The organism is Brevundimonas aveniformis DSM 17977, assembly GCF_000428765.1.
Lineage (GTDB): Bacteria > Pseudomonadota > Alphaproteobacteria > Caulobacterales > Caulobacteraceae > Brevundimonas > Brevundimonas aveniformis.
Genome location: NZ_AUAO01000001.1, coordinates 832,869 through 853,255, shown reverse-complemented (window position 1 = coordinate 853,255; position 20,387 = coordinate 832,869). Strand labels below are relative to the sequence as shown.

Annotated in this window: 17 protein-coding genes; 2 read left to right on the top strand and 15 right to left on the bottom strand. The window is 65.4% G+C overall.

All coding sequences use genetic code 11. The annotated features are described in order from the left end of the window. Positions 1–12 precede the first annotated feature (12 nt). The 7 genes from G391_RS0104410 to G391_RS0104380 form a co-directional block, all read right to left on the bottom strand. Positions 13–2,967 (bottom strand): 2-oxoglutarate dehydrogenase E1 component, encoded by a 2,955-nt coding sequence (locus G391_RS0104410; RefSeq protein WP_029086446.1) that lies wholly within the window; start codon positions 2,965–2,967, stop codon positions 13–15. A 133-nt stretch (positions 2,968–3,100) separates the two neighbouring features. After that, positions 3,101–3,478: a hypothetical protein gene (locus G391_RS0104405; protein WP_029086445.1), complete on the bottom strand. Its 378-nt coding sequence runs from the start codon at positions 3,476–3,478 to the stop codon at positions 3,101–3,103. A 66-nt stretch (positions 3,479–3,544) separates the two neighbouring features. Beyond that, positions 3,545–3,745, bottom strand: a complete 201-nt coding sequence (locus G391_RS0104400) for a hypothetical protein (RefSeq protein ID WP_029086444.1) — start codon at positions 3,743–3,745, stop codon at positions 3,545–3,547. A gap of 5 nt (positions 3,746–3,750) precedes the next feature. Beyond that, the gene (gene sucD, locus G391_RS0104395) at positions 3,751–4,653 is read right to left on the bottom strand and encodes a succinate--CoA ligase subunit alpha (protein ID WP_029086443.1); all 903 of its coding nucleotides are present in this window, start codon (positions 4,651–4,653) and stop codon (positions 3,751–3,753) included. A gap of 43 nt (positions 4,654–4,696) precedes the next feature. Continuing rightward, positions 4,697–5,887 carry an ADP-forming succinate--CoA ligase subunit beta gene (gene sucC / locus G391_RS0104390; protein WP_029086442.1) on the bottom strand — a complete coding sequence of 397 codons (1,191 nt, stop codon included), beginning with the start codon at positions 5,885–5,887 and terminating at the stop codon, positions 4,697–4,699. Between the two features lie 80 nt (positions 5,888–5,967). Then, positions 5,968–7,473: a spinster family MFS transporter gene (locus G391_RS0104385; protein WP_029086441.1), complete on the bottom strand. Its 1,506-nt coding sequence runs from the start codon at positions 7,471–7,473 to the stop codon at positions 5,968–5,970. Positions 7,474–7,610: 137 nt separating this feature from the next. Next, the gene (locus G391_RS0104380) at positions 7,611–9,818 is read right to left on the bottom strand and encodes a TonB-dependent receptor (protein WP_029086440.1); all 2,208 of its coding nucleotides are present in this window, start codon (positions 9,816–9,818) and stop codon (positions 7,611–7,613) included. A gap of 185 nt (positions 9,819–10,003) precedes the next feature. On the opposite strand from G391_RS0104380, the gene G391_RS0104375 reads away from it, so the two are divergent. Continuing rightward, a complete protein-coding gene (locus G391_RS0104375; protein WP_035303561.1) occupies positions 10,004–10,720 on the top strand; it encodes a TetR/AcrR family transcriptional regulator in 717 nt (238 codons plus the stop codon). Then, positions 10,717–11,466 carry a LytTR family DNA-binding domain-containing protein gene (locus tag G391_RS0104370; protein WP_245572030.1) on the top strand — a complete coding sequence of 250 codons (750 nt, stop codon included), beginning with the start codon at positions 10,717–10,719 and terminating at the stop codon, positions 11,464–11,466. The genes G391_RS0104375 and G391_RS0104370 overlap by 4 nt, the downstream gene beginning before the upstream one ends. On the opposite strand, the gene G391_RS0104365 is transcribed toward G391_RS0104370, so the two are convergent. The 8 genes from G391_RS0104365 to G391_RS0104330 all read right to left on the bottom strand — a co-directional run bounded on the left by G391_RS0104365 (position 11,463) and on the right by G391_RS0104330 (position 20,377). Further along, complete coding sequence (locus tag G391_RS0104365) at positions 11,463–12,923, bottom strand: carotenoid oxygenase family protein (protein ID WP_029086437.1); 1,461 nt, start codon at positions 12,921–12,923, stop codon at positions 11,463–11,465. The genes G391_RS0104370 and G391_RS0104365 overlap by 4 nt on opposite strands. Positions 12,924–12,935: 12 nt before the next feature. Further along, complete coding sequence (locus G391_RS0104360; protein ID WP_029086436.1) at positions 12,936–13,367, bottom strand: DUF2141 domain-containing protein; 432 nt, start codon at positions 13,365–13,367, stop codon at positions 12,936–12,938. Between the two features lie 128 nt (positions 13,368–13,495). Continuing rightward, complete coding sequence (locus G391_RS0104355; protein WP_029086435.1) at positions 13,496–14,074, bottom strand: GNAT family N-acetyltransferase; 579 nt, start codon at positions 14,072–14,074, stop codon at positions 13,496–13,498. Then, positions 14,071–14,496, bottom strand: coding sequence for a hypothetical protein (locus tag G391_RS13800; protein ID WP_035303557.1), 426 nt, complete (start codon positions 14,494–14,496; stop codon positions 14,071–14,073). The genes G391_RS0104355 and G391_RS13800 overlap by 4 nt, the downstream gene beginning before the upstream one ends. Positions 14,497–14,564: 68 nt before the next feature. Next, a complete protein-coding gene (gene mdh, locus G391_RS0104345; RefSeq protein WP_029086434.1) occupies positions 14,565–15,527 on the bottom strand; it encodes a malate dehydrogenase in 963 nt (320 codons plus the stop codon). A 95-nt stretch (positions 15,528–15,622) separates the two neighbouring features. Continuing rightward, positions 15,623–16,087 carry a hypothetical protein gene (locus G391_RS0104340; protein WP_029086433.1) on the bottom strand — a complete coding sequence of 155 codons (465 nt, stop codon included), beginning with the start codon at positions 16,085–16,087 and terminating at the stop codon, positions 15,623–15,625. A 40-nt stretch (positions 16,088–16,127) separates the two neighbouring features. Then, positions 16,128–19,250 carry a bifunctional proline dehydrogenase/L-glutamate gamma-semialdehyde dehydrogenase PutA gene (putA, locus tag G391_RS0104335; protein ID WP_029086432.1) on the bottom strand — a complete coding sequence of 1,041 codons (3,123 nt, stop codon included), beginning with the start codon at positions 19,248–19,250 and terminating at the stop codon, positions 16,128–16,130. A 164-nt stretch (positions 19,251–19,414) separates the two neighbouring features. Continuing rightward, positions 19,415–20,377: a type II secretion system F family protein gene (locus G391_RS0104330; RefSeq protein WP_029086431.1), complete on the bottom strand. Its 963-nt coding sequence runs from the start codon at positions 20,375–20,377 to the stop codon at positions 19,415–19,417. Between the last annotated feature and the right edge of the window lie 10 nt (positions 20,378–20,387).

The window sequence follows — 20,387 nt, the reverse complement described above, 5'->3', positions numbered from 1 at the left end:
AGACTTCGCTTATCAGGCGAAGGCCTCAGTCGTGAAGGCTTTCAATTCAGCGAGGTGGCGGCTCATCAGGCCGGCGGCGGTCGAGGCTGAGGCGGGGCGACCGACATAGCGGGCGCGCTTGGCCTTCACATCCATCTTTTCGAGCGTCAGTTCCAGCCAGGGGTCCACGAAGGTCCAGCCGCCCATGTTCTTGGGCTCTTCCTGACACCAGACCAGCTCGGCATTGGGGAAACGACCAAGCTCGGTCATCAGGGACTTCATCGGCCACGGATAGAACTGCTCCAGACGCATCAGATAGATGTCGTCGCGGCCCGCGGCCTCGCGCGCATCCAGCAGGTCGTAATAGACCTTGCCCGAGCACAGAACGACGCGGGAGATTTCCGCATCCGGGCGCAGCCGGATCGTCGTCTTCTCCGGATGGCTCTGGGCGTCGTCATGCAGCACCCGGTGGAAGGTCGAGCCCTCAGCCAGCTCCGACAGGGACGACACCGCCTTCTTGTGCCGCAACAGCGACTTGGGCGTCATCAGGATCAGGGGCTTACGGAACGGCCGGTGAATCTGGCGGCGCAGGATGTGGAAATAGTTGGCCGGGGTCGTGCAGTTGGCGACCTGCATATTGTCTTCGGCGCAGGCCTGGAGGAAGCGCTCCAGACGGGCGGAGGAATGCTCTGGCCCCTGGCCTTCATAGCCGTGCGGCAACAGCAGGGTCAGGCCGCTCATCCGCAACCATTTGCGTTCGCCCGACGAGATGAACTGGTCGATGACGACCTGGGCCCCGTTCACGAAGTCGCCGAACTGGGCCTCCCACATGACCAGGGTGTTGGGATCGGTCAGGGAGTAGCCGTACTCGAAGCCCAGCACCGCCTCTTCGGACAGAGCGGAATCAATGACCTCGAAGAAGGCCTGATCTTCCTTCAGGTGGTTGAGGAAGACGTAGCGTTCCTCCGTGGTCTGATCGACGATGGCGGAATGGCGCTGGGAGAAGGTGCCGCGTACGGAATCCTGGCCCGACAGACGCACGGCGAAGCCCTCGTCAAGCAGCGATCCGAACGCCAGGGACTCGGCCGTGGCCCAGTCCAGGCCTTCGCCGGCCTCGATCGCCTTGCCGCGCTCGTCGATGACACGACGCAAAGTCTTGTGACAGTCGACGTCGTTCGGAATGGTGGTCAGGATCTTGCCGATGGCCTCCAGCCGCGACCGCGACACGCCGGTATTGCCCTTGCGCTCGTCGCTTTCCGGCAGGCCCAGGCCCTTCCACTGACCGTCGAGCCAGTCGGCCTTCTTGGAGGCATAGGTCTTGCCGGCCTCGAACTGCTCGTCGAGGTAGGTTTCGAAGTCGGTGACCATGGCGCCGGCCTCGGCCGGAGTGATCACCCCCTCTTCGACCAGCCGCCGGGAATAGATCTCGCGCGTCGAGGGCAGGGCGCGGATGCGCGAATACATCAGCGGCTGGGTGAAGGTCGGATCGTCGCCTTCGTTGTGGCCATATCGACGGTAACAGAACATGTCGATGACCACGTCCTTGTGGAACGTCTGGCGGAACTCGGTGGCCACCTTGGCGGCAAAGACCACCGCTTCCGGGTCATCGCCGTTCACATGGAAGATCGGGGCCTGGACCATCAGGGCCACGTCGGACGGATAGGGCGACGAGCGGCTGTTGCGCGGGCTGGTGGTGAAGCCGATCTGGTTGTTGACCACAAAATGCAGGGTGCCACCGGTGCGATAGCCCTTCAGCCCCATCAGGGCGAAACACTCGGCCACCACGCCCTGGCCGGCAAAGGCCGCGTCGCCGTGAATCAGAAGCGGCATGACCCGCATCCGGTCCAGCGCGCCCGGCGCATCCTCGCGCAGGTCGAACGCCTGTTTGGCGCGCGCCTTGCCCAGCACAACCGGGTCGACGATTTCCAGGTGGGACGGGTTGGCGGTCAGGCTGAGGTGAACCGTGTTGCCGTCGAACTCGCGGTCTGACGAAGCCCCCATGTGGTATTTGACGTCGCCCGAGCCTTCGATGTCGGATGGCACCGACGAACCGCCCTGGAATTCATGGAAGATGGCGGCATAGGGCTTGCCCATCACCGCGGCCAGGACGTTCAGGCGGCCGCGGTGGGCCATGCCGAGGATAATCTCGTCGACCGACATATTGCCGCCGCGCTTGATCACCTGCTCGAGTGCCGGGACCATGGCCTCGCCGCCGTCCAGGCCGAAACGCTTGGTGCCGGGGAAGCGTTTGTGCAGGAAGCGTTCGAACGTCTCGGCCTCAATCAGCTTTTTGAGGATGGCGATCTTGCCTTCGGGGGTGAAGGCGTTCTCTTCCTGGCGCCGTTCGATCCGATCCTGCAGCCAATCCTTCTCGGTCGGCTCGGCGATATGCATGTACTGGATGGCGAAGGTGCCGCAGTAGACCTGATCCAGCAGCTCCATGATCTGGCGCACGGTGGCCGACGTCTGGCCCATGACACCGTCGAGATAGATCGGTCGGTCCAGATCGTTGGGTCCGAAGCCCCAGTACTCCGGCGTCAGTTCAGGGTTGTCGACCGGCATCTCGATGCCGAGCGGATCCAGCTTGGCGTGCAAATGGCCGCGGATGCGGTAGGTGCGGATCAGCATCAGGGCGCGCACAGAATCCCGCGCGGCGGCCTGAACCTGTTCTTCAGAAGCGCCCGGCTGGGAGACCCGGAGACCGGCAGCGGCCTTGGCCTCAACCGCCGGCCAGATGCCGTCAAAGGCCGACAGAGTTTCGTCCCGGCGTTCGGGCGTGGGACGCGACCACGGCGTCGTCTCGACCGAGGCGCGCACAGCATCGGCACCCTCGTTCAGCCCATCGAAAAAAGCCCGCCATTCCGCCGACACGCTCGACGGACTGTCGGCCCAGCGCGCATAGAGCTGTTCGATATAGTCGGCGTTGCCGCCATACAGGAAAGCGGTCTCGGCGAAGACCTGGTTCAGTCGCCCGGCGTCATCAGCCATGGTGTCGTTCTGGTCCGTAGTGGCCGCGCACCCACGTCGGCGCGGAGACGAGCCGGTATATAGGCTGAGTTTCTTTGCGGGTCATGGCCGAAAGCGGGCATTTTCGGAGGATTTCGTCGTTTCGCGGGCCACGTCAGCCCGGTGCCAGGGCCTCGACCTGGCAGCCCTGGATCAAAAGGTAGGCCGTGGCCGACGGCACCAGCTGCAGATGGCCCGCCCACGGGCCCTCACAGCCTTCGATGTCGACCTGCACTCGGGCCGTGCGCGCCGCGCCCCAGTCGAGGTCATACCTATGCTCGGCCCCCATGGGCGGAAAGGTCAAACGTCCGTCGACCAACACCACGTCATCGACAACGATGCGCAGCGTCCTGCCGACATAGTTGCCGAGCAGGGTGACCACTAGCGGGCCAGCTTCTGGGGCTGTCTCCTGGGCCGTCGACGATCCGCTGGGTGTGGCGCAGGCCGTCAGGCCGGCGGCGAACAGACAGGCAAGGCTGGCTCGGGCGATCATGGCGGTTCCTCCTGCCCCAAGACAGAGGGTGAGCGCCACCCGGGTCAAGCCCGTGCGGCCGCCCCGTCAGGTTTGGATAAGTCTGAGAGCCGCCAGCGCCACGCAGTACAGGCCCGCAAAAACCATAGCCACAGCGGCCACCCCCGACAGGATGGTGCGGTTGCGCCGCGTCGCGCGGGCCGACTGGATCGCGTCCTTGCCGGTCAGCCCGGCCAGGGCCAGCAGCCCTGCGCCGAACATCAGGATCATCAGGGTTGCGCCGATCACGGCGATCAGCCCTTCAGCACCTCGACCAGGGTGGCGCCGAGACGCGCCGGCGACTGTGAGACCTTGATACCGGCGGCTTCCATCGCCGCAATCTTGGATTCGGCGTCGCCCTTGCCGCCCGAGACGACGGCGCCGGCGTGGCCCATGGTGCGGCCCTTGGGCGCGGTGCGACCGGCGATGAAGCCGGCCATCGGCTTCTTGCGGCCCTTCTTGGCTTCGTCGATCAGGAACTGGGCGGCGTCTTCTTCGGCCGCGCCGCCGATCTCGCCGATCATGATGATGCTCTCGGTGGCGGGGTCGGCGAGGAACATCTCCAGCACGTCGATGAACTCGGTGCCCTTGACCGGGTCGCCGCCGATGCCGACGGCCGTGGTCTGGCCCAGCCCCTCGTTGGTCGTCTGGAAGACGGCTTCATAGGTCAGGGTGCCCGAGCGCGAGACGATGCCGACATTGCCCTTCTTGAAGATATTGCCCGGCATGATGCCGATCTTGCATTCCTCAGGCGTCAGCACGCCAGGGCAGTTCGGGCCGAGCAGCCGCGACGTCGACCGGTCCAGCCGCGCCTTGACCCGCACCATGTCGAGCACCGGAATGCCCTCGGTGATACAGACGATCAGCGGGATCTCGGCGTCGATCGCCTCGATGATGGCGTCCGCGGCGCCCGCCGGCGGCACATAGATGACCGAGGCGTCGGCCCCGGTCGCATCGCGGCCTTCAGCGACCGTGGCGAAGATCGGCAGCGTCTCGCCCTCGGACCCCTGCCAGTTCGTCCCGCCCTTGGTCGGATGGATGCCCCCGACCATCTTGGTCCCGTAGTAGCGAAGCGCCTGTTCGGTATGGAAGGTCCCGGTCTTGCCGGTCAGGCCCTGGACCAGGACCCTGGTGTTCTTGTTGACGAGAATGGACATTGCGGTCTCTGAAAAAAGGTCTGTTCGGGCGGATCGGCCGGCGTCAGCCGACCGCCTTGACGATCTTCTGGGCGGCGTCATCCAGGTCGTCGGCGGCGGTGATGTTCAGGCCGGACTGGTTGAGAATCTGCTTGCCCAGCTCGGCGTTGGTGCCTTCGAGGCGCACGACCAGCGGCACCTGCAGCCCGACTTCTTTCACCGCCGCGACCACGCCCTCGGCGATGATGTCACAGCGCATGATGCCGCCGAAGATGTTGACCAGAATGCCCTTCACCGCCGGGTCCTGGGTGATGATCTTGAAGGCCGCGGCGACCTTCTCCTTGGAGGCCCCGCCGCCGACGTCGCAGAAGTTCGCCGGCTCGGCGCCGTAGAGCTTGATAATATCCATGGTCGCCATGGCCAGGCCGGCGCCGTTGACCATGCAGCCGATGTTGCCGTCGAGCGCCACATAGGCGAGGTCCCATTCCGAGGCCTCGATCTCCTTGGCGTCTTCCTCGGTCTTGTCGCGCAGCCCTTCCAGCTCGGGGTGGCGGAACATGGCGTTGCCGTCGAAGCTGACCTTGGCGTCCAGCACCCGGATGCGCCCGTTGGTCATGACGATCAGCGGGTTGATCTCGAGCATCGACATGTCCTTCTCGACGAAGGCCCGGTAGAGCGTCGGGAAGATGAACTCGCCGTCCTGGGCGGCCGCGCCGTCCAGCTTCAGCGCACTGTTCAGGGCCGCGACGTCGGTGGGGGTGACGCCGGTCTCGGGGTCGATCGACAGGGTGACGATCTTTTCGGGCGTGTCGTGGGCGACGGCTTCGATGTCCATGCCGCCCTCGGTCGAGGCGACGAAGGCGACGCGGCCCGTCTCACGATCCACCAGCAGCGACAGATAGAGTTCGCGGTCGATGTCGGCGCCGTCTTCGATATAGAGGCGGTTGACCTGTTTGCCCTGGGGACCGGTCTGGGCGGTGACCAGGGTGTTGCCGAGCATCTCGCGCGCATTGGCGGCGGCTTCGGCCGGCGACTTGGCCAGGCGAACGCCGCCCTTGGCGTCAGCGCCCAGCTCCTTGAAACGGCCCTTGCCGCGCCCGCCGGCGTGGATCTGGGACTTCACCACATAGAGCGGTCCCGGCAGGGAGGCCGCCGCAGCCTCGGCCTCGTCGGCGGAGGTAATGGCGACGCCATCGGCGACGGGGAGGCCATAGCCCTTCAGGAGCTGCTTGCCCTGATATTCGTGGATATTCATAGATAGACCGCCGCGCGACCGAATGGGGAGATGGCGCGCTTATAGGCCCCGCCTCTTTATGGGCGCAACCGGGTGGTGGCCTATTCCACCCAATCGCGCTTGAGCGTCCGCGAGGCTCCGATCAGCAGCAAGGCGGCCAGGACATAGAAACCCATGCCCGTATAAATGGCCCAGCGCAGCGATTCCTCGCCGAACTGAGGAGCCAAAAGGTCGCTCATCCAGCCGAAATAGTAGAAGCCGACCGCGATCCCCAGCAGGTTGTTCAACAGCAGGAACAGGGCCGAGGCGGTCGTGCGCATCGGGGCCGGGACCAGGTGCTGGACCGAGGCGGTGATCGGACCCAGCCAGGCCAGATTCAGACCCGTCGGGATCAGGAAGATCAGGAAGGCCAGGACCAGAGACGTCGACTGGCTGGCCCCGCCCGGCATGAACAGGCCAATCAGCCAGGGTGTATTCATCGCCAGGATGAAGCACGGCGCCGAGATCAGAAAAGCAATGGCCGGCACCAGCGGATAGGCCCCCTTGCCGCGCTGGCCCAGACGATCGGCGATGAAGCCACCCATCCAGATGCCGATCAGGCCACCGATGAGGGCGATGCCCGCATAGTACCAGCTGACCTGGCCGAGGCTGAGTTCAAAGCTGCGCATGAAGAAGCTGGGCAGCCAACCGGCAACCCCATAGCCGCACACCGACGACGAGGCTGCCCCCAGGGCCAGGAGCCAGAAGCTGGGTTTTGGCATGACCACACTGGCGGTCGTGCGTGCGATCCACAGGGAAACGGCGATGACCAGGGCTAGCAACCCCCCGAAACCGAGAACCTGGCCGCGTGACCAGTCGCCGGTCGTGGTCCCATGATAGACAAATGCAAAGATGCCGGCCGCTGCAGCCACGGCCATGATACCCGCAGCCACTCGGCCGGCTGACGATGGCTTGACCACATCGACCATATGATCGGCGGCCTCGGCCACCGCATGCTTGATGTCCGTCGCCCCGCGCTGGGGGTCACGGACCGTCAGGCGAAGCAGTGGCGCGACCAGCAGGCCCAGCAGGCCCACAACAATGAACGACACCCGCCAGTCATAGGCGACCGCCAGCAGACCACCGACGAGCGTGCCGGCCGCCATGCCGGTGGGGATACCAAAGGCGAACACCGACAGGGCCCGTGCGCGCTGATGCGGCGGGAAATAGTCCGCGATGAGGGAATAGGCCGGGGCAACACCGCCCGCCTCGCCAACGCCGACACCCATGCGGGCCAGGAACAGCTGGGTGAAGTTCTGGGTCACGCCGCACAGGGCCGTGAACCCGGACCACACGGCCAGAGCCCCGGTCATGATCCAGACCCGGCTCTTGCGATCGGCCACCCAGGCTAGCGGGATAGCCAGGGTCGAATAGACCGAGGCGAAGGCCAGGCCCCCCAGAAGGCCGAATTGGGTGTCGGTCAGGCCGAACTCATCGATGATCTTGGGGCCGAGAATGCCGATGATCTGCCGGTCCAGAAAATTCAGCATGTAAACCAGCACCAGCACCGCCAGCACATAGTAGCGATACCGCGACGGGTGCGCCGGATTGGCCGTGGCGTCTGACATCTGATCCTCCCCGATCACATGGTTTGCGACCCTAGGTCCGTCCGCGCCCGACGCAACGAAAAAGGTCTGTTTCAACAAAAGAAAACCCCGGTCGCTGTCCGACGACCGGGGTTCAAAGGCTCAGGATAGGCTCAGGATCAGTAGCGGGCCGTCAGCGTGAACGAGAAGGTCCGCGGCGGGCCGTAGAAGGCGCTGATCGAGTTGTTGAAGGTCGCACCCGCGAAGTTGTAACCGCCCACGCGATAGGTCTCATCGGTCAGGTTGCGACCGTTGAAGCCCAGGGACCAGTTGCCGCCCGGCGCATCCCAGCTCGCGGCCAGGTCCACCAGGGCATAGCCATCCTGGTCGAGGATCGGGTCCGCCGCCTCGAACAGGTGATAGTCCGAGCGATAGGAGATCGACGGCGTGACCGACAGTTCCCCACCGAACACGTCCGGCTGGGTCCAGGTCGCGCCCAGGAAGACGGTGTGCTCGGGCGAGTTCTGGAACACGCGAATGTTCGAGATGTCGACGGGCGAGCCCGTCACATAGGTGATGAACTCGTCGAACTCGGCGTGCAGATAGCCGTACGACAGGAAGGCGGTCAGGTTATCGGTCAGGAAGGCGGTCGCTTCGAACTCGGCCCCGTAGATGGTCGAGGAGCCGACGTTGTCGACGATCGAGGCGATACCCGTCGCCGGCAGCGTCGCCACGACCTGTGAGGTGATCTGCTGATCCTCATAGGCCGAATAGAAGACCGCCGACGAGAAGAGGAAACGGCGACCGATATTGCCCTTCAGACCGACCTCAAAGGTGTCGACGATTTCGGGGTCGTAGCCGTTGACCGTCTGCGGGGTCAGGAAGGCGTCGCCGCGCATGTCCCAGCCGCCCGACTTAAAGCCTTGCGAGTACGAAGCGTAACCGGTCAACGCGTCTGTGAAGTCATAGGTCAGCGAAACCCGCGGGGTGAACCGCTCAAAGGTTTCAGAGGCGGTGTAGTCGGTGCGGGTCGCAAAGACCGGACGCACCGTGCCCCCCGTGAGCGGCGAGCGTGTCGCACCCAGGAAAAAGGCGCGATAGACATCGCCGGTCTTGTCGTCCTGGGTCCAGCGACCACCGACCGAGACTTCCAACCGATCCGTCAACTCATAGGAGAAATCACCGAAGACCGACCAGGAGGTCGTATCGACCGAGCCCGCCGCCGCGATGACGACGCCCAGGTTACCGGCGATGGTGTCGAAGACACCGGCAGCGGTGGAGTCGAGGTAGTAAATCCCCGCGACACCCGACCAGCGGTCGCCTTCGAACAGGGCCTGGAACTCCTGGCTGAACTGGTTGTCTGAATAGATGGCCGGAACATCCAGATAGGGCAGCGGCGTCTGGTCAAAGTCGATGACGGTCGCCGTATCACCGCGACGGTTGGCCGTGATCGAACGCAGGGTCAGCCAGTCATTGACGTACCACTCACCCGTCAGAGACAGGCCTTCAGTGACCACGCGCTGCTCACCGGTCAGACCGGCCTCGGTGTCATAGACGCTGGCCGGCGGGGTATAGCCGCCAACCGTCGAGTTCACCTCACGGTGGCCGTGACGCGGATTGGAGTTGTCCTCGACCCGGTCATAGGCGAGGCGGAAGAACAGGGCATCGGTCGGAGTCCATTCCGCCGACAGGCGCCAGCCCGTCACATCGCGGTTGTACTGCTCTTCGCCGGTCGTGAGGTTTTCACCGAAGCCGTCACGGGTGTAGCGCGCGAAAGCGGCCCCGAACGACAGAGTCTCGGAAACCGGCGCGCCACCCGACACGATCACATCGGCCTGGCGATACGAACCCAGCGTGGCCGAGGCCTCGAACTCAGGCGTCTGACCGATCCGGTCGGTGACGTACTTGATCGCACCACCGATGGTGTTACGGCCGTACAGGGTGCCTTGCGGGCCCCGCAAAACTTCGATGCGGTTGATGTCGAAGATGTCCAGAACCGCGCCTTGCGGGCGGGCGATATAGACGTCGTCGACGTACAGGCCGACGCCGGGCTCAAAGCCCCACAGCGGGTCCTGCTGGCCGACGCCACGGATGAAGGAGATCAGGGTCGAGTTCGAGCCACGGGCAACCTGGACCGTGGCGTTCGGCGTCTGCTGTTGCAGGGCCGTGATGTCCGTCGCGCCGGTCTGCTCCAGGCGCTCGGAGCTCAGCGAGGTCACCGCGATCGGCACATCCTGCAGCGCTTCTTCACGGCGACGGGCCGTGACGATCACTTCGCCGACGACATCTTCATTGCCGGTCGGCTGCGTTTCCTGGGCGAGAGCGGAAACGCTCATGGCGCTCCAGGCGGCGCTCGCCAAAAGGGCGGCGCGGGCGATTCTGTTCATGTCTATTTCCCCGACTGCGTTTCCAACGCGCTGAATTATTTATTCAGCGTTCAATGATTTTTGAAGGTGAACGCAATTCACTTAGCTGTCAAACAGCGTGGATTGGCTTCCTCGACGTAAGGCCCGTGCTGTGGCGGAAATGCCAATACTGGACAGGTCAGACGGTGCCGCTAGGTTCAAGCGCAATGGCCATAAAGACTCCCCCTCCTGCCAAGCCCGCCAAGCCTGCCCGACGCGGCCGCCCGCCCAAGACACGGGCCGTGGGCGATACGCGCGATTCGATTCTCGATGCCGCCGAGGATCTGTTTTCCAAACACGGCTTCTACGGCGTAACCATCCGCGAGGTCGCCCGTGAGGCCGGCGTCGATACGGCCCTGGTTCATTACTATTTTGGGGCCAAGCGGGACCTGTTCGATGCCGTGTTCCTCCGCCGGGCTGAGATCTGGAACAATGAGCGGGTCGACGCGATCAACCGCTATGCGGTCGACGCCGGCACTGCCATGACTCTGGAAGGCTTGCTCGAGGCTTTCCTGCGCCCACCGTTCGAATGGTCGCTGAAGGGCGGGCCGGGGTGGAAACACTATTCAGCCTTGGTGGCCCAGACCAACGCCAATCCAACCTTCGGCGGCGAAACCATGGCGCGGTACTTTGACCCGGCCATCCGTCGTCTGATGGAGCTGTTGAAACAGGTACTGCCCGGTGCCCGCGAAGTGGACCTGTACTGGGCCTACCACATGCTTTCTGGCGCGCTGACGCTGACCCTTGGCGAAACCGGGCGGCTGGACAGGCTGTCGGGCGGGATCGCCAGATCCGGCGATCTGGATACGGCGGGGGATTACATGGTCAGGTTCGCGGCGGCTGGCTTTCGCGCCTGCTGTCCGGCCAGCGGTCCAGCGGCGTGAGCACGCAACCCTCGACCACCCTGATGAGCTGGGCCCGAGGCCTGGGTGCGGCGGTGATCGTGGGCGCGTTCCTGTCCTTCACCGGTGCCTTCGGAACCGGGCACCTGCCTCTGGTGAGCCGCTTTGTCTACTGGGTCCCCCTGATGGTGATGGGGAGCATCATCGGCGGGCTGATCGTCGAAGGCTTCCGGCGCTGGAGCGGGCTGGACGAACGCCCGATCGTTCGCGGCGTCGCCATGACCGTAGTGATGGCCGTGCCGATCACCCTCATCGTCTGGGTGGCCACAACCTTGATGATGCGCCTGGCCTGGGACTGGGCCTATTTCGCCGGCCTGATCGGGCCTGTGTTTCTGGTGTCTGCCGCCATGACGGTCATCGGCCACCTCCTGGAGCGCCCGACCGAGACACACGCCGGCGCTGTCGACGCCGCGCCGGCAGCCTTTCTGGATCGTCTCCCCCCGAAGCTGAGAGGGGCCGAGATCTACGCGGTCGGGGCGGAGGATCACTATCTGCGCGTCTATACGGATCGCGGCACCAATCTGGTCCTGATGCGGCTGGCCGATGCCATCAAAGAGCTGGAGGGCCTGGAAGGTGCCCAGGTTCACCGGTCCTGGTGGGTGGCAAAGAATGCGGTGCTGGAAGCCCGGCGCGGCGACGGACGCGCGACCCTGAGCCTGAAGGGCGGGATCACCGCCCCGGTCAGCCGCCGCTACGCCGCCGGGCTGCGGCGGGCCGGCTGGTACTAGCCGGCCCAGACCCCGTGGAATGCTGCGGGCAAGGCCACGTCGGCCCGCCATGTCGCCACCGGGCCGTCTTCGATACGGGCCACGTCCAGTACATGCAGCTCGGTCGCCCGTTCCGCCAGGTTCAGACTAGGTCCGACCAGCCAGGCATCGGCCTCGGTTTGAGCCCGCGGCTTGGCCACATAGATCATCTCGTCGACGACATGATCGGCACCGAAGTCGAAAGCCCGGGTCTGGCCACTGCCCCAGTCCGTCACACCGATGGCGCGGGCGAAGGGCGTCTCCCGGTTCTCGCCGGTCGTGTGGACGCTCAGACGCCGGGACAGGCCTGCTCGCTCAGGGTCGCTACGCGGGAACTCGGCGACGACCGGAAGGCGGGTCAGTTCGGTCGTGCCGTCCGCCTTGAGCCGGATCAAACCCAGGTGGGCGGGCTCACCATCAAGGGGCACGCCCTCGACCACCTCGGATGCGCCGCGGGCGGCAAAATCCATGTCCCGGTGCAGAGCGAGGTCAAACAGGATGTCGTCGCCCACCGTCCAGGCATCGCCCAGATGGAAAAAGCCGAAGGCCTCGGTTTCGAAGAGACGGCGACGGGTCAGGTCGTCCTTGTCGACGACGAGGATCTGGGTGCCCGTCTCGGGTCGCCAGGCGAAGCCGTCGGCAAAAGGCATGGTCTGGCGTTCACGCACCCAGGGCTGCAGCACGATCACCAGGTGCCGGGTCGTGGCGGTGAAGTCGTGCACATAGCTGGCGCGCGGCAGATCTATGACCGAGGCATCCTCAAAGGTACCGTCCGCTGACAGCCGCCAGACAATAGCCTGCCCTCCTCCCATTCCCAGATTCCAGATCCGCCCGTTCGGCTCGACGCGGGGATGGGCCAGAAAGGGCATCGAGCGCAGGTCAGAACGCAGGGTGACATAGCCCTCCGTTTCCAGAGTTTGGGGGTCCATGGCCACGGGCGAACCGCCTTCCCACAGAGCCCAAAGCCGGTCACCCGCCATCAGCACCGACGTATTGGCGGCATTAGCGTCATCCGGCGAGCCGATCTCGGCGCGCGGGTCAGGCGGCGTGCCGAAGCCCGGCATGACCATGGCCCCCAGGCGCTCTTCCTGGCGACGTTTGCGGGTGTCGACAAAGCGAGCGGCCAGCTCGACGCTGTCACCGCTGACAGAGAAGCGCCGCACCAGGCCGTCGCCGTCGAACCAGTGCCGGGCGCTGCGCCCGGGCCGTCGGAACTTGGCCGGGCCATTGCGGTACAGAACGCCTTCCAGCCCAACTGGTGGCCGACCCTCGACGAGCCTCATGGCGCGCGGAGCGATGTCCGCCTCGATGTCACCGGTGGCCAACGCCCAGTTGGGGGTCGCCGCTGCGGCCTGGGCGGCGCGGACCAGATCGGGGGTAATCACGGTTGCGGAAAGGACCGCAGCCCCCATCAGAAACGAACGACGCGAGGGGATCATCCTGCGGTCCTCCTATTGCGCCAGATTGATGGTCTGGGCCGTGTCGCCCGCGACGGTGAAATGGGCGCGATCCCAACCGGCCGGCCCCATATTGCCGCGCGCATTGTTTGAAAAGGCAAAGGGCTCGGTCGGCATGCCGAACGGGTTTCGCGACATCTCGCCGTCGCCGTTCAGATCGTGAAAGGCCCGCATGGCGTAGTCGCCGGCGGGGAGGTCTGCGAAATCCACAACGCTCGAGGTGGCGGTTACAGAAACCCGCTCCACCCGGACAGGCCGCCCGCCACCGTCATAGGCAGACTGGGAATCATACAGGGCCACCATGATCTGGCCCGACGGCTGGCCGGTTTCGAAGGTGAAGGTGATGTCTGCGGTCGAATCTTGCGCCAGGGCGGGCGTCGCGGCGAGGGCCAGGACGGCGGCGGCGGCGGCGAGAAAGGCTTTCATGGTTCGTCTCCATCGGAACGGTCGGCGACCGCGTGTTGATGGAGACAGGATGCGGGGGCCGCCGCGGCCGCGCATCACAGGATGCATGAACCGCCGCCTGCCGTTCGCGGATGACCGCCGATGTCAGTTCACGAAGCGCGAACGACCACCTGATCGAGCCAATCGAACTGTTGGCGGTTCTCGGCCCACTGGTCGCGGGTCTGGCCCCAGGCGTCGACGCGGGCGTCCTGGAAGGGCGGGGGTAGACGCGTGGGGCCGCGATTGATCGAGCCGAGGCGGGCGGCAACCTTCTGTGAGGGGACATTGTCCGGGTCGATGACATGGATGACATCATCCCAACCGAGGTGGTTGAAGGCCCAGTCGATTGACGCCGCCGAGCCTTCCGTGACGAAGCCCTTGCCGGCCTCGGACGGCAGGATCGACCAGCCGACTTCAGCTTGGGGCCAGCCATGCGGGAACCACGGCCCCAGCCGCCCGACCCAGCGGCCCGTCTCTTTCTCGATGACCGAGAAAAAACCGAACCCCTGCAGTGACCAGGACCCCGCCACGCTCATCATCTGACGCCAGACAACCGATGGCGGAGCCGCACCACCGATGTATTTGACGTGCTCGGCGTCACTCATCAGCTCGACATAGCCGTCGAAATCTTCGGCCAGGGGCGGGCGAAGGATCAGGCGGGGGGTTTCGAGCGTGGGTCCAAGCGTCACAGGAACAGCAGGCTTCGCGGCAGGTTCGGATACATCCGCGCATACTGGTCCGCCGCAGGGTCGCAGTCCACCTCGGTGCAGGCGATCTGGCGCAGACGCCAGACGCCGTTGGACCGCTGCAACAGGGCGTCGACGGGTTCATAGCCATTGCCGCGATCACCCGGTGCCTGCGGGCGAACGATGACCCTGGCCCAGCCGCAGGCGACCTGGATCGAATCGACCATGAACTCAACGTCATGGCCGGCCATCTGTTCGATCGACGGGCGCAGGGCGTTGAGAACGGCCCGACGGGTTGTCGTTCCGGGACGTGGCGAGGTGGCCGCACAGGAACTCTGCGCCTGGGCCGGCTGGGGATGAACGACCACCGCCGACGGGACGGCGATGAGAGCGAAAACGCAGGCACTGACGGCAAAACGGCGCATGGCGACCTCCGGGTTGAGCCGAAAATCTACGCCTGCGCCGCGCCGTTGCAAACGACGTTATCTGACGATCAGCCGAGCGACGGCTCGATCTCCTTGCAGACGTCGATCAGACCCTTCACGGACTCGACCGACTTGGCGAACATGGCCTTCTCGTCGTCGTTCATCGAGAACTCGATGACCCGCTCGACGCCGCCGGCCCCCAGAACGGCGGGGACGCCGACATACATGCCGTCCAGGCCGTACTGGCCCGAGACCCACACCGCGCACGGCAGGACGCGCTTCTTGTCCTTCAGATAGGCCTCGGCCATCAGGATGGCGCTCTCGGCCGGGGCATAGAAGGCCGAGCCGGTCTTGAGCAGGCCGACGATCTCGCCGCCGCCGCCGCGCGTGCGCTTGACGATGGCGTCCAGCTGATCCTGGGTCAGCATCCCCTGCTCGACGCATTCCGGCAGGCTCAGGCCGCCGACGGTGGAGTGGCGCACCATCGGCACCATGTCGTCACCGTGGCCGCCCAGCGTCCAGGCGTGGATGTCTTCCACCGAAATGCCGGTGGCGTCGGCCAGGAAGTGGGCAAAGCGGCCCGAATCCAGAATGCCGGCCATCCCCACGACCTTCTCGCGCGGCAGGCCGGAGAACTGGCGCAGCGCCCAGACCATGGCGTCCAGCGGATTGGTGATGCAGATGACGAAGGCGTTGGGGGCGTGCTGTTTGATGCCCTCGCCCACGGCCTTCATGACCTTCAGATTGATCGAGACCAGGTCATCGCGGCTCATGCCCGGCTTGCGCGGCACGCCGGCCGTCACGATGCAGACGTCGGCACCGGCGATGTCGGCATAGTCATTGGCGCCCTTGAGCGTCACGTCGGAATCAAAGACCGCTGCCGCCTGGGAGATATCCAGCGCCTTGCCCTGGGGCGTGCCCTCGGCGATGTCGAACAGGACCACATCGCCCATCTCCTTGCGCGCGGCCACATGGGCCAGGGTGCCGCCGATCATGCCGGCGCCGATGAGAGCGATCTTGGAACGAGCCATGGGGGGATCCTGTCTGTCGATGGGGAGAAATCGTCGGCGCGCGGTCTAGCGCCGTGCGGGGACGGGGGCAAGCGGGACGGCCGGCTGACGCAAGGTCAGGTCCGATCCGGCAGCCGGGCCATGATCAGGTCGGTCAGGCGCGCAAAGCCGATGATGACAGCCCCCAGGATCACACTCGACGTGCCGCCGGTGAACAGGAGGAGCTTCTTCATCACCTCGCCAAGGTTGACCACGTCGCGCGAGACGGACGGCAGGGTGATGCCGTAACCGAGAGACTCGCCCGGCACATCGACGCGAACCGTCGGATCATAGAGTACGCCCCAGATCATCAGGCCGATGCCTCCCAGCACAAGGATCACGCCGGAGATAAACGTCGGTCGAGAGCGGGCCGGAGACGCCACCGGCCCGGCGCCGATCTCTGTTTGGACAACGGTAGCCTCGGCCCACCCGGCCCGATAGACCGCCTCAAGCTGGACTTTGCGAGCCGGTGGAGCCGTCAGATACTCGAGCTGCTGGTCCGCAGTCAGACGCTCGAACTCTTCGTTGGACAGATCGCTCATCGGGGCCTCCGCTCGACAGAGTGGCCCGACTCCAAGCACCCTACAAATTCAGCAGCCCCGGATCCCCGCCCTGGGCCGCGATGTTGTCGGTGATGACTTTTTCCGCCGCATAGCGGATCAGGCTGTTGGGGCCGCCGGCCTTGGGGCCGGTGCCCGACAGGCCTTCGCCGCCGAAGGGCTGAACCCCGACCACGGCGCCGGTCATCGAGCGGTTGATGTAGACATTGCCCGCCGGGACCAGGCGGGTGACCTCGTCGGCGAAGGCCTTGATGCGCGAATGCACGCCCAGCGTCAGGCCGAAGCCCCGCGACGCCAGCTTTTCAGCCACCGCCGGCAGCTTGTCCGGGTCATAGCGATAGACGTGCAGGACCGGGCCGAAGACCTCCTTTTCCAGGAAGTCCGGCGTCGGGATCTCGGCGATGGTCGGAGCGAAGAAGTCGCCCAGGCCCTCGACCGCCGACAGGTCGGCGCGGGCGATGACCTTGGCCTCTTTCTCCAGCCGGGCGACGTGGGCCTCGAGCATCTCGCGGGCCTCCGCGTCGATGACCGGGCCGATGTCGGTGGAGGGGTCGGACGGGTCGCTGATGACCTGGGCGGCCAGGGCACCTTTAAGGCCTTCAATGATGGTGTCGGCGGAATCCTTCGGTACGAACAGGATGCGCAGGGCCGAGCAACGCTGGCCCGCGCTTCCGAAAGCCGACAGCACGACATCATCCAGCACCTGCTCGCGCAGGGCCGTGGTGTCGATGAACATGCCGTTCAAACCACCCGTCTCGGCGATGAAGGGGATGATCGGGCCGGGCCGGGCGGCGATGGCGCGGTTGATGATCCAGGCGGTGTCGGTGCCGCCGGTGAAGGCGACACCGTCGATGCCCGGATGGCTGACCAGGGCGGCGCCGACGCGTGAGCCGGGCCCGGGTGCCAGGGCGATCAGATAGCGGTCCAGCCCCGCCTGGACGAACAGCATGACGGCCTCGGCGGCGATCAGGGTGGTCTGTTCGGCCGGCTTGGCGATGACGGCGTTGCCCGCGGCCAGGGCCGCGGCGATCTGGCCGGTGAAGATGGCCAGCGGGAAGTTCCACGGGCTGATACAGGCGAAGACCCCGCGGCCGTGCAGCATCAGCTCATTGGTTTCGCCCGCCGGGCCTTTCAGGGTTTCGCGGCCTGCGAACTGACGCTCGGCCAGCATGGCGTAGTAGCGGCAGAAGTCGGCGGCCTCGCGCACCTCGGCGACCCCGTCGTTGAGCGTCTTGCCCGCCTCGCGGCTCAGCAGGGCGACCAGCCGGTCCATGTCGTTTTCCAGCGCATCGGCCATGGCGCGCAGGATCACGGCGCGACCGGCCCCGCCCTTGCGGTCCCAGGCGACCTGGGCGGTGTGGGCCTTGTCGATGGCGCGGTCCATCTCGGCCTCGGTGATTTCCGACACCTGACCCAGCACGCGCTTGCGATCCGAGGGGCTGGTGACCTCCTGCACGTTCTGGCCGGCCATCAGGGCACCGCCGACGATGGGGCCGGAGGTGAAGCGTTCACGGTCCAGCTTGTCCAGAGCCAAGGCGTGGGCGTCGCGGTCTTCGGCGCGCGAATAGTCGCGTCCGAGGGAGTTCTGACGGTCGCCGTACATGTCGATGGGCCTCGGGATTTTCGGGTGGGGGCCGGGTTCGGCCTCGAGCTGATCCAGCGGATCGGCGGCGACGGCCTCGGCGGGCACGCGCTCATCGAGCAGCGCGTGGACAAAGGAGGAGTTGGCACCGTTCTCAAGCAGACGGCGGACCAGATAAGGCAGGAGGTCTTCGTGGCCACCGACCGGCGCATAGGTGCGCACCGTCATCGGCTCCTTGAAGCTCTTCTCGGCGGCCTCATAGAGGGCCTCACCCATGCCGTGCAGGCGCTGGTACTCGATCTTGACCCCGGCCTCCTTGGCCATCTGGTGGACGGCGGCCAGCGAATGGGCGTTGTGGGTGGCGAACTGGGCGTAGAGGTGGGGCGACGCCGCGATCAGCTTGCGCGCGCAGTACAGATAGTTGACGTCGGTGGCCGGCTTGGTCGTGAAGACCGGATAGTCGGTACGACCCGCGACCTGGGCGCGTTTGATCTCGGTGTCCCAATAGGCGCCCTTGACCAGCCGGCACATCAGACGCCGCCCACGCTCACGGGCGATCTGATGGACCGTGTCGATCACTTGCGGGCAACGCTTCTGATAGGCCTGAATCGCCAGTCCGAGGCCCGTCCAGCCGCCAAGCGATTCCTCGCCGGCCAGACGGTCGAGCAGCTTGAGCGACAGAACCAGACGATCCGCCTCTTCGGCGTCGATGGTGAAGTTCAGATCATGGCGCGCAGCGATCTGGGCCAACCGAACGACACGCGGATAGAGCTCGTCCCAGACGCGCTCTTCCTGAGTCGCCTCATAGCGGGGCGAAAGGGCCGACAGCTTGACCGAGACACCGTGACCCGTTTCCGGTCCACCGGCCTTGCCTGACTTGGCGCGGTGTTTGCCAACCGCCTCTATGGCCACGGCATAGAGCCGCTCATAGCGTTCGGCATCAGCGACCGTGCGGGCGCCTTCGCCGAGCATATCGAAAGAACAGAGAAAGCCCTCCCGGCCGGCGCGCTTCATCGCCGTTTCGATGGTGCGGCCAAGGACGAACTGTTCGCCCATGATGCGTACGGCCTGGGCCACCGCCTGACGGATAACCGGCTCGCCCAGGCGCCCGGCGATGCGGCGCAGGAAGGCCGGCAGATTGTCGCGCGCCTCAGGGTCGACCTCGACCAGGTGGCCGGTCAGCATCAGGCCCCAGGTCGAGGCGTTGACGAACAGATTGTCGGAATGACCCAGATGACTGGCCCAGTCGGCCGAGCCGATCTTTTCGGCGATCAGCTTGTCGCGGGTGTCTTCGTCGGGTGTGCGCAGCAGGGCCTCGGCCAGGCACATAAGGGCCAGGCCCTCGCGGGTGCCGAGCGAGAACTCCTGAAGGAAGCTCTCGACCACGCCCTGACGGTCGTTGGAGCGGCGCGCACCGCGCACCAGTTCGACGGCCTCGTCCAGCACCGCCGTCCGCTCCGCGCCGGCCAGTGGCGGTGCGGCCAGCAGATCGGCCACAGCCTCGCGCTCATCGCGGTATTTCAACGCGTCAAGGGAATCGAACTGGGGGGTGGTCAAGGCCATGCCGCGCCGTCTAACGCCGCTTTGACGGTAGGGAAAGGGGCTGGGAAGGGAATAGGGATCAGGGAACAGGTTTTAGGGGGATTGCGGATAGGGACGTCAATGCGGCCACCTGCCCTGGAACCTGGAACCCGAAAGCCTAAAACCTAGCCCCTGGAACCCCGCAGCTAGCCCGCGTTCATGTCCTGGATCTTGATGATCGCCGGCCCGAGGATGACCACGAACAGCACCGGCAGGAAGAAGAGGATCATCGGCACGGTCAGTTTGGCCGGCAAGGCGGCGGCCTTCTTCTCAGCAGCCGACAGCCGCATCTCGCGGCTTTCCTTGGCCATGACGCGCAGCGCCTGCCCCAAGGGGGTGCCGTATTTTTCGGCCTGGATCATGGCCGTGGCCACCGACTTGATGCCCGGATGGTTCGTTCGTTTGGCGAAGCCCTCGTAGGCCGAGCGTCGCTCCGGGAGATAGGACAGCTCAGCTGCCAGCAGGGTGTATTCTTCTGCCAGGTCGATGGACTGGCCACCGATCTCTGCCCCAACCTTAGTGATTGCGGCCTCGATCGACATCCCGGATTCCACACAGATCAACAGCAGATCCAGCGAATCCGGGAAGGCCTGAACGATTGACTGGCGACGCTTGGAAGCCCGGTTCGAGACATAGACGTTGGGAAGATAGAAGCCGAGCACGAACCCGCCGACGACGGCGGCCACGCGCATCATGCCCGTCAAGCCGAAGTCGTTGATGGCGAACAGATAGATGGCGACGATCAGAGCCATGACGAAGGGCATGGCAAAACGGAAGAAGTAGAAGGTCGTGAGCGGGCCCGGGCCTCGGAACCCGGCCTGCGCCAGGCTTTCAACGACCTTTGGGTCCTCCAGTAGCTTCGAGAGATTGAGGCGATCTACCACCCGCTTCTTGAAGCCTTCGTCGCTGTGGCGCAGGGCGGATTCCCGCTGGGCCAGTTGTTGGCGAGACCGCCGGCGCAGTTCTTCCTTGCGCTCAGCCATCGCCTTCATTCGTTTCTCAAGCTTTGCCCCGCCACCTAGCCCCCCGAGGAGGGTGATCAGGGTCGCAAACGTCAGGATCGCGATCAGGACGGTGAGGAGGTTGCGGGGCTCGACAAGGGCTTCCATGACAGGTCCC

What these genes read in the sequence shown, in the direction of transcription:
- G391_RS0104375 (WP_035303561.1), top strand. Translation starts at nt 10,004, where the DNA reads ATGGCCATAAAGACTCCCCCTCCTGCCAAGCCCGCCAAGCCTGCCCGA.
- G391_RS0104365 (WP_029086437.1), bottom strand. Translation starts at nt 12,923, where the DNA reads ATGATCCCCTCGCGTCGTTCGTTTCTGATGGGGGCTGCGGTCCTTTCC.
- G391_RS0104405 (WP_029086445.1), bottom strand. Translation starts at nt 3,478, where the DNA reads ATGATCGCCCGAGCCAGCCTTGCCTGTCTGTTCGCCGCCGGCCTGACG.
- G391_RS0104330 (WP_029086431.1), bottom strand. Translation starts at nt 20,377, where the DNA reads ATGGAAGCCCTTGTCGAGCCCCGCAACCTCCTCACCGTCCTGATCGCG.
- G391_RS0104385 (WP_029086441.1), bottom strand. Translation starts at nt 7,473, where the DNA reads ATGTCAGACGCCACGGCCAATCCGGCGCACCCGTCGCGGTATCGCTAC.
- sucC (WP_029086442.1), bottom strand. Translation starts at nt 5,887, where the DNA reads ATGAATATCCACGAATATCAGGGCAAGCAGCTCCTGAAGGGCTATGGC.
- putA (WP_029086432.1), bottom strand. Translation starts at nt 19,250, where the DNA reads ATGGCCTTGACCACCCCCCAGTTCGATTCCCTTGACGCGTTGAAATAC.
- mdh (WP_029086434.1), bottom strand. Translation starts at nt 15,527, where the DNA reads ATGGCTCGTTCCAAGATCGCTCTCATCGGCGCCGGCATGATCGGCGGC.
- G391_RS0104410 (WP_029086446.1), bottom strand. Translation starts at nt 2,967, where the DNA reads ATGGCTGATGACGCCGGGCGACTGAACCAGGTCTTCGCCGAGACCGCT.
- G391_RS0104380 (WP_029086440.1), bottom strand. Translation starts at nt 9,818, where the DNA reads ATGAACAGAATCGCCCGCGCCGCCCTTTTGGCGAGCGCCGCCTGGAGC.
- G391_RS0104340 (WP_029086433.1), bottom strand. Translation starts at nt 16,087, where the DNA reads ATGAGCGATCTGTCCAACGAAGAGTTCGAGCGTCTGACTGCGGACCAG.
- G391_RS13800 (WP_035303557.1), bottom strand. Translation starts at nt 14,496, where the DNA reads ATGCGCCGTTTTGCCGTCAGTGCCTGCGTTTTCGCTCTCATCGCCGTC.
- G391_RS0104360 (WP_029086436.1), bottom strand. Translation starts at nt 13,367, where the DNA reads ATGAAAGCCTTTCTCGCCGCCGCCGCCGCCGTCCTGGCCCTCGCCGCG.
- sucD (WP_029086443.1), bottom strand. Translation starts at nt 4,653, where the DNA reads ATGTCCATTCTCGTCAACAAGAACACCAGGGTCCTGGTCCAGGGCCTG.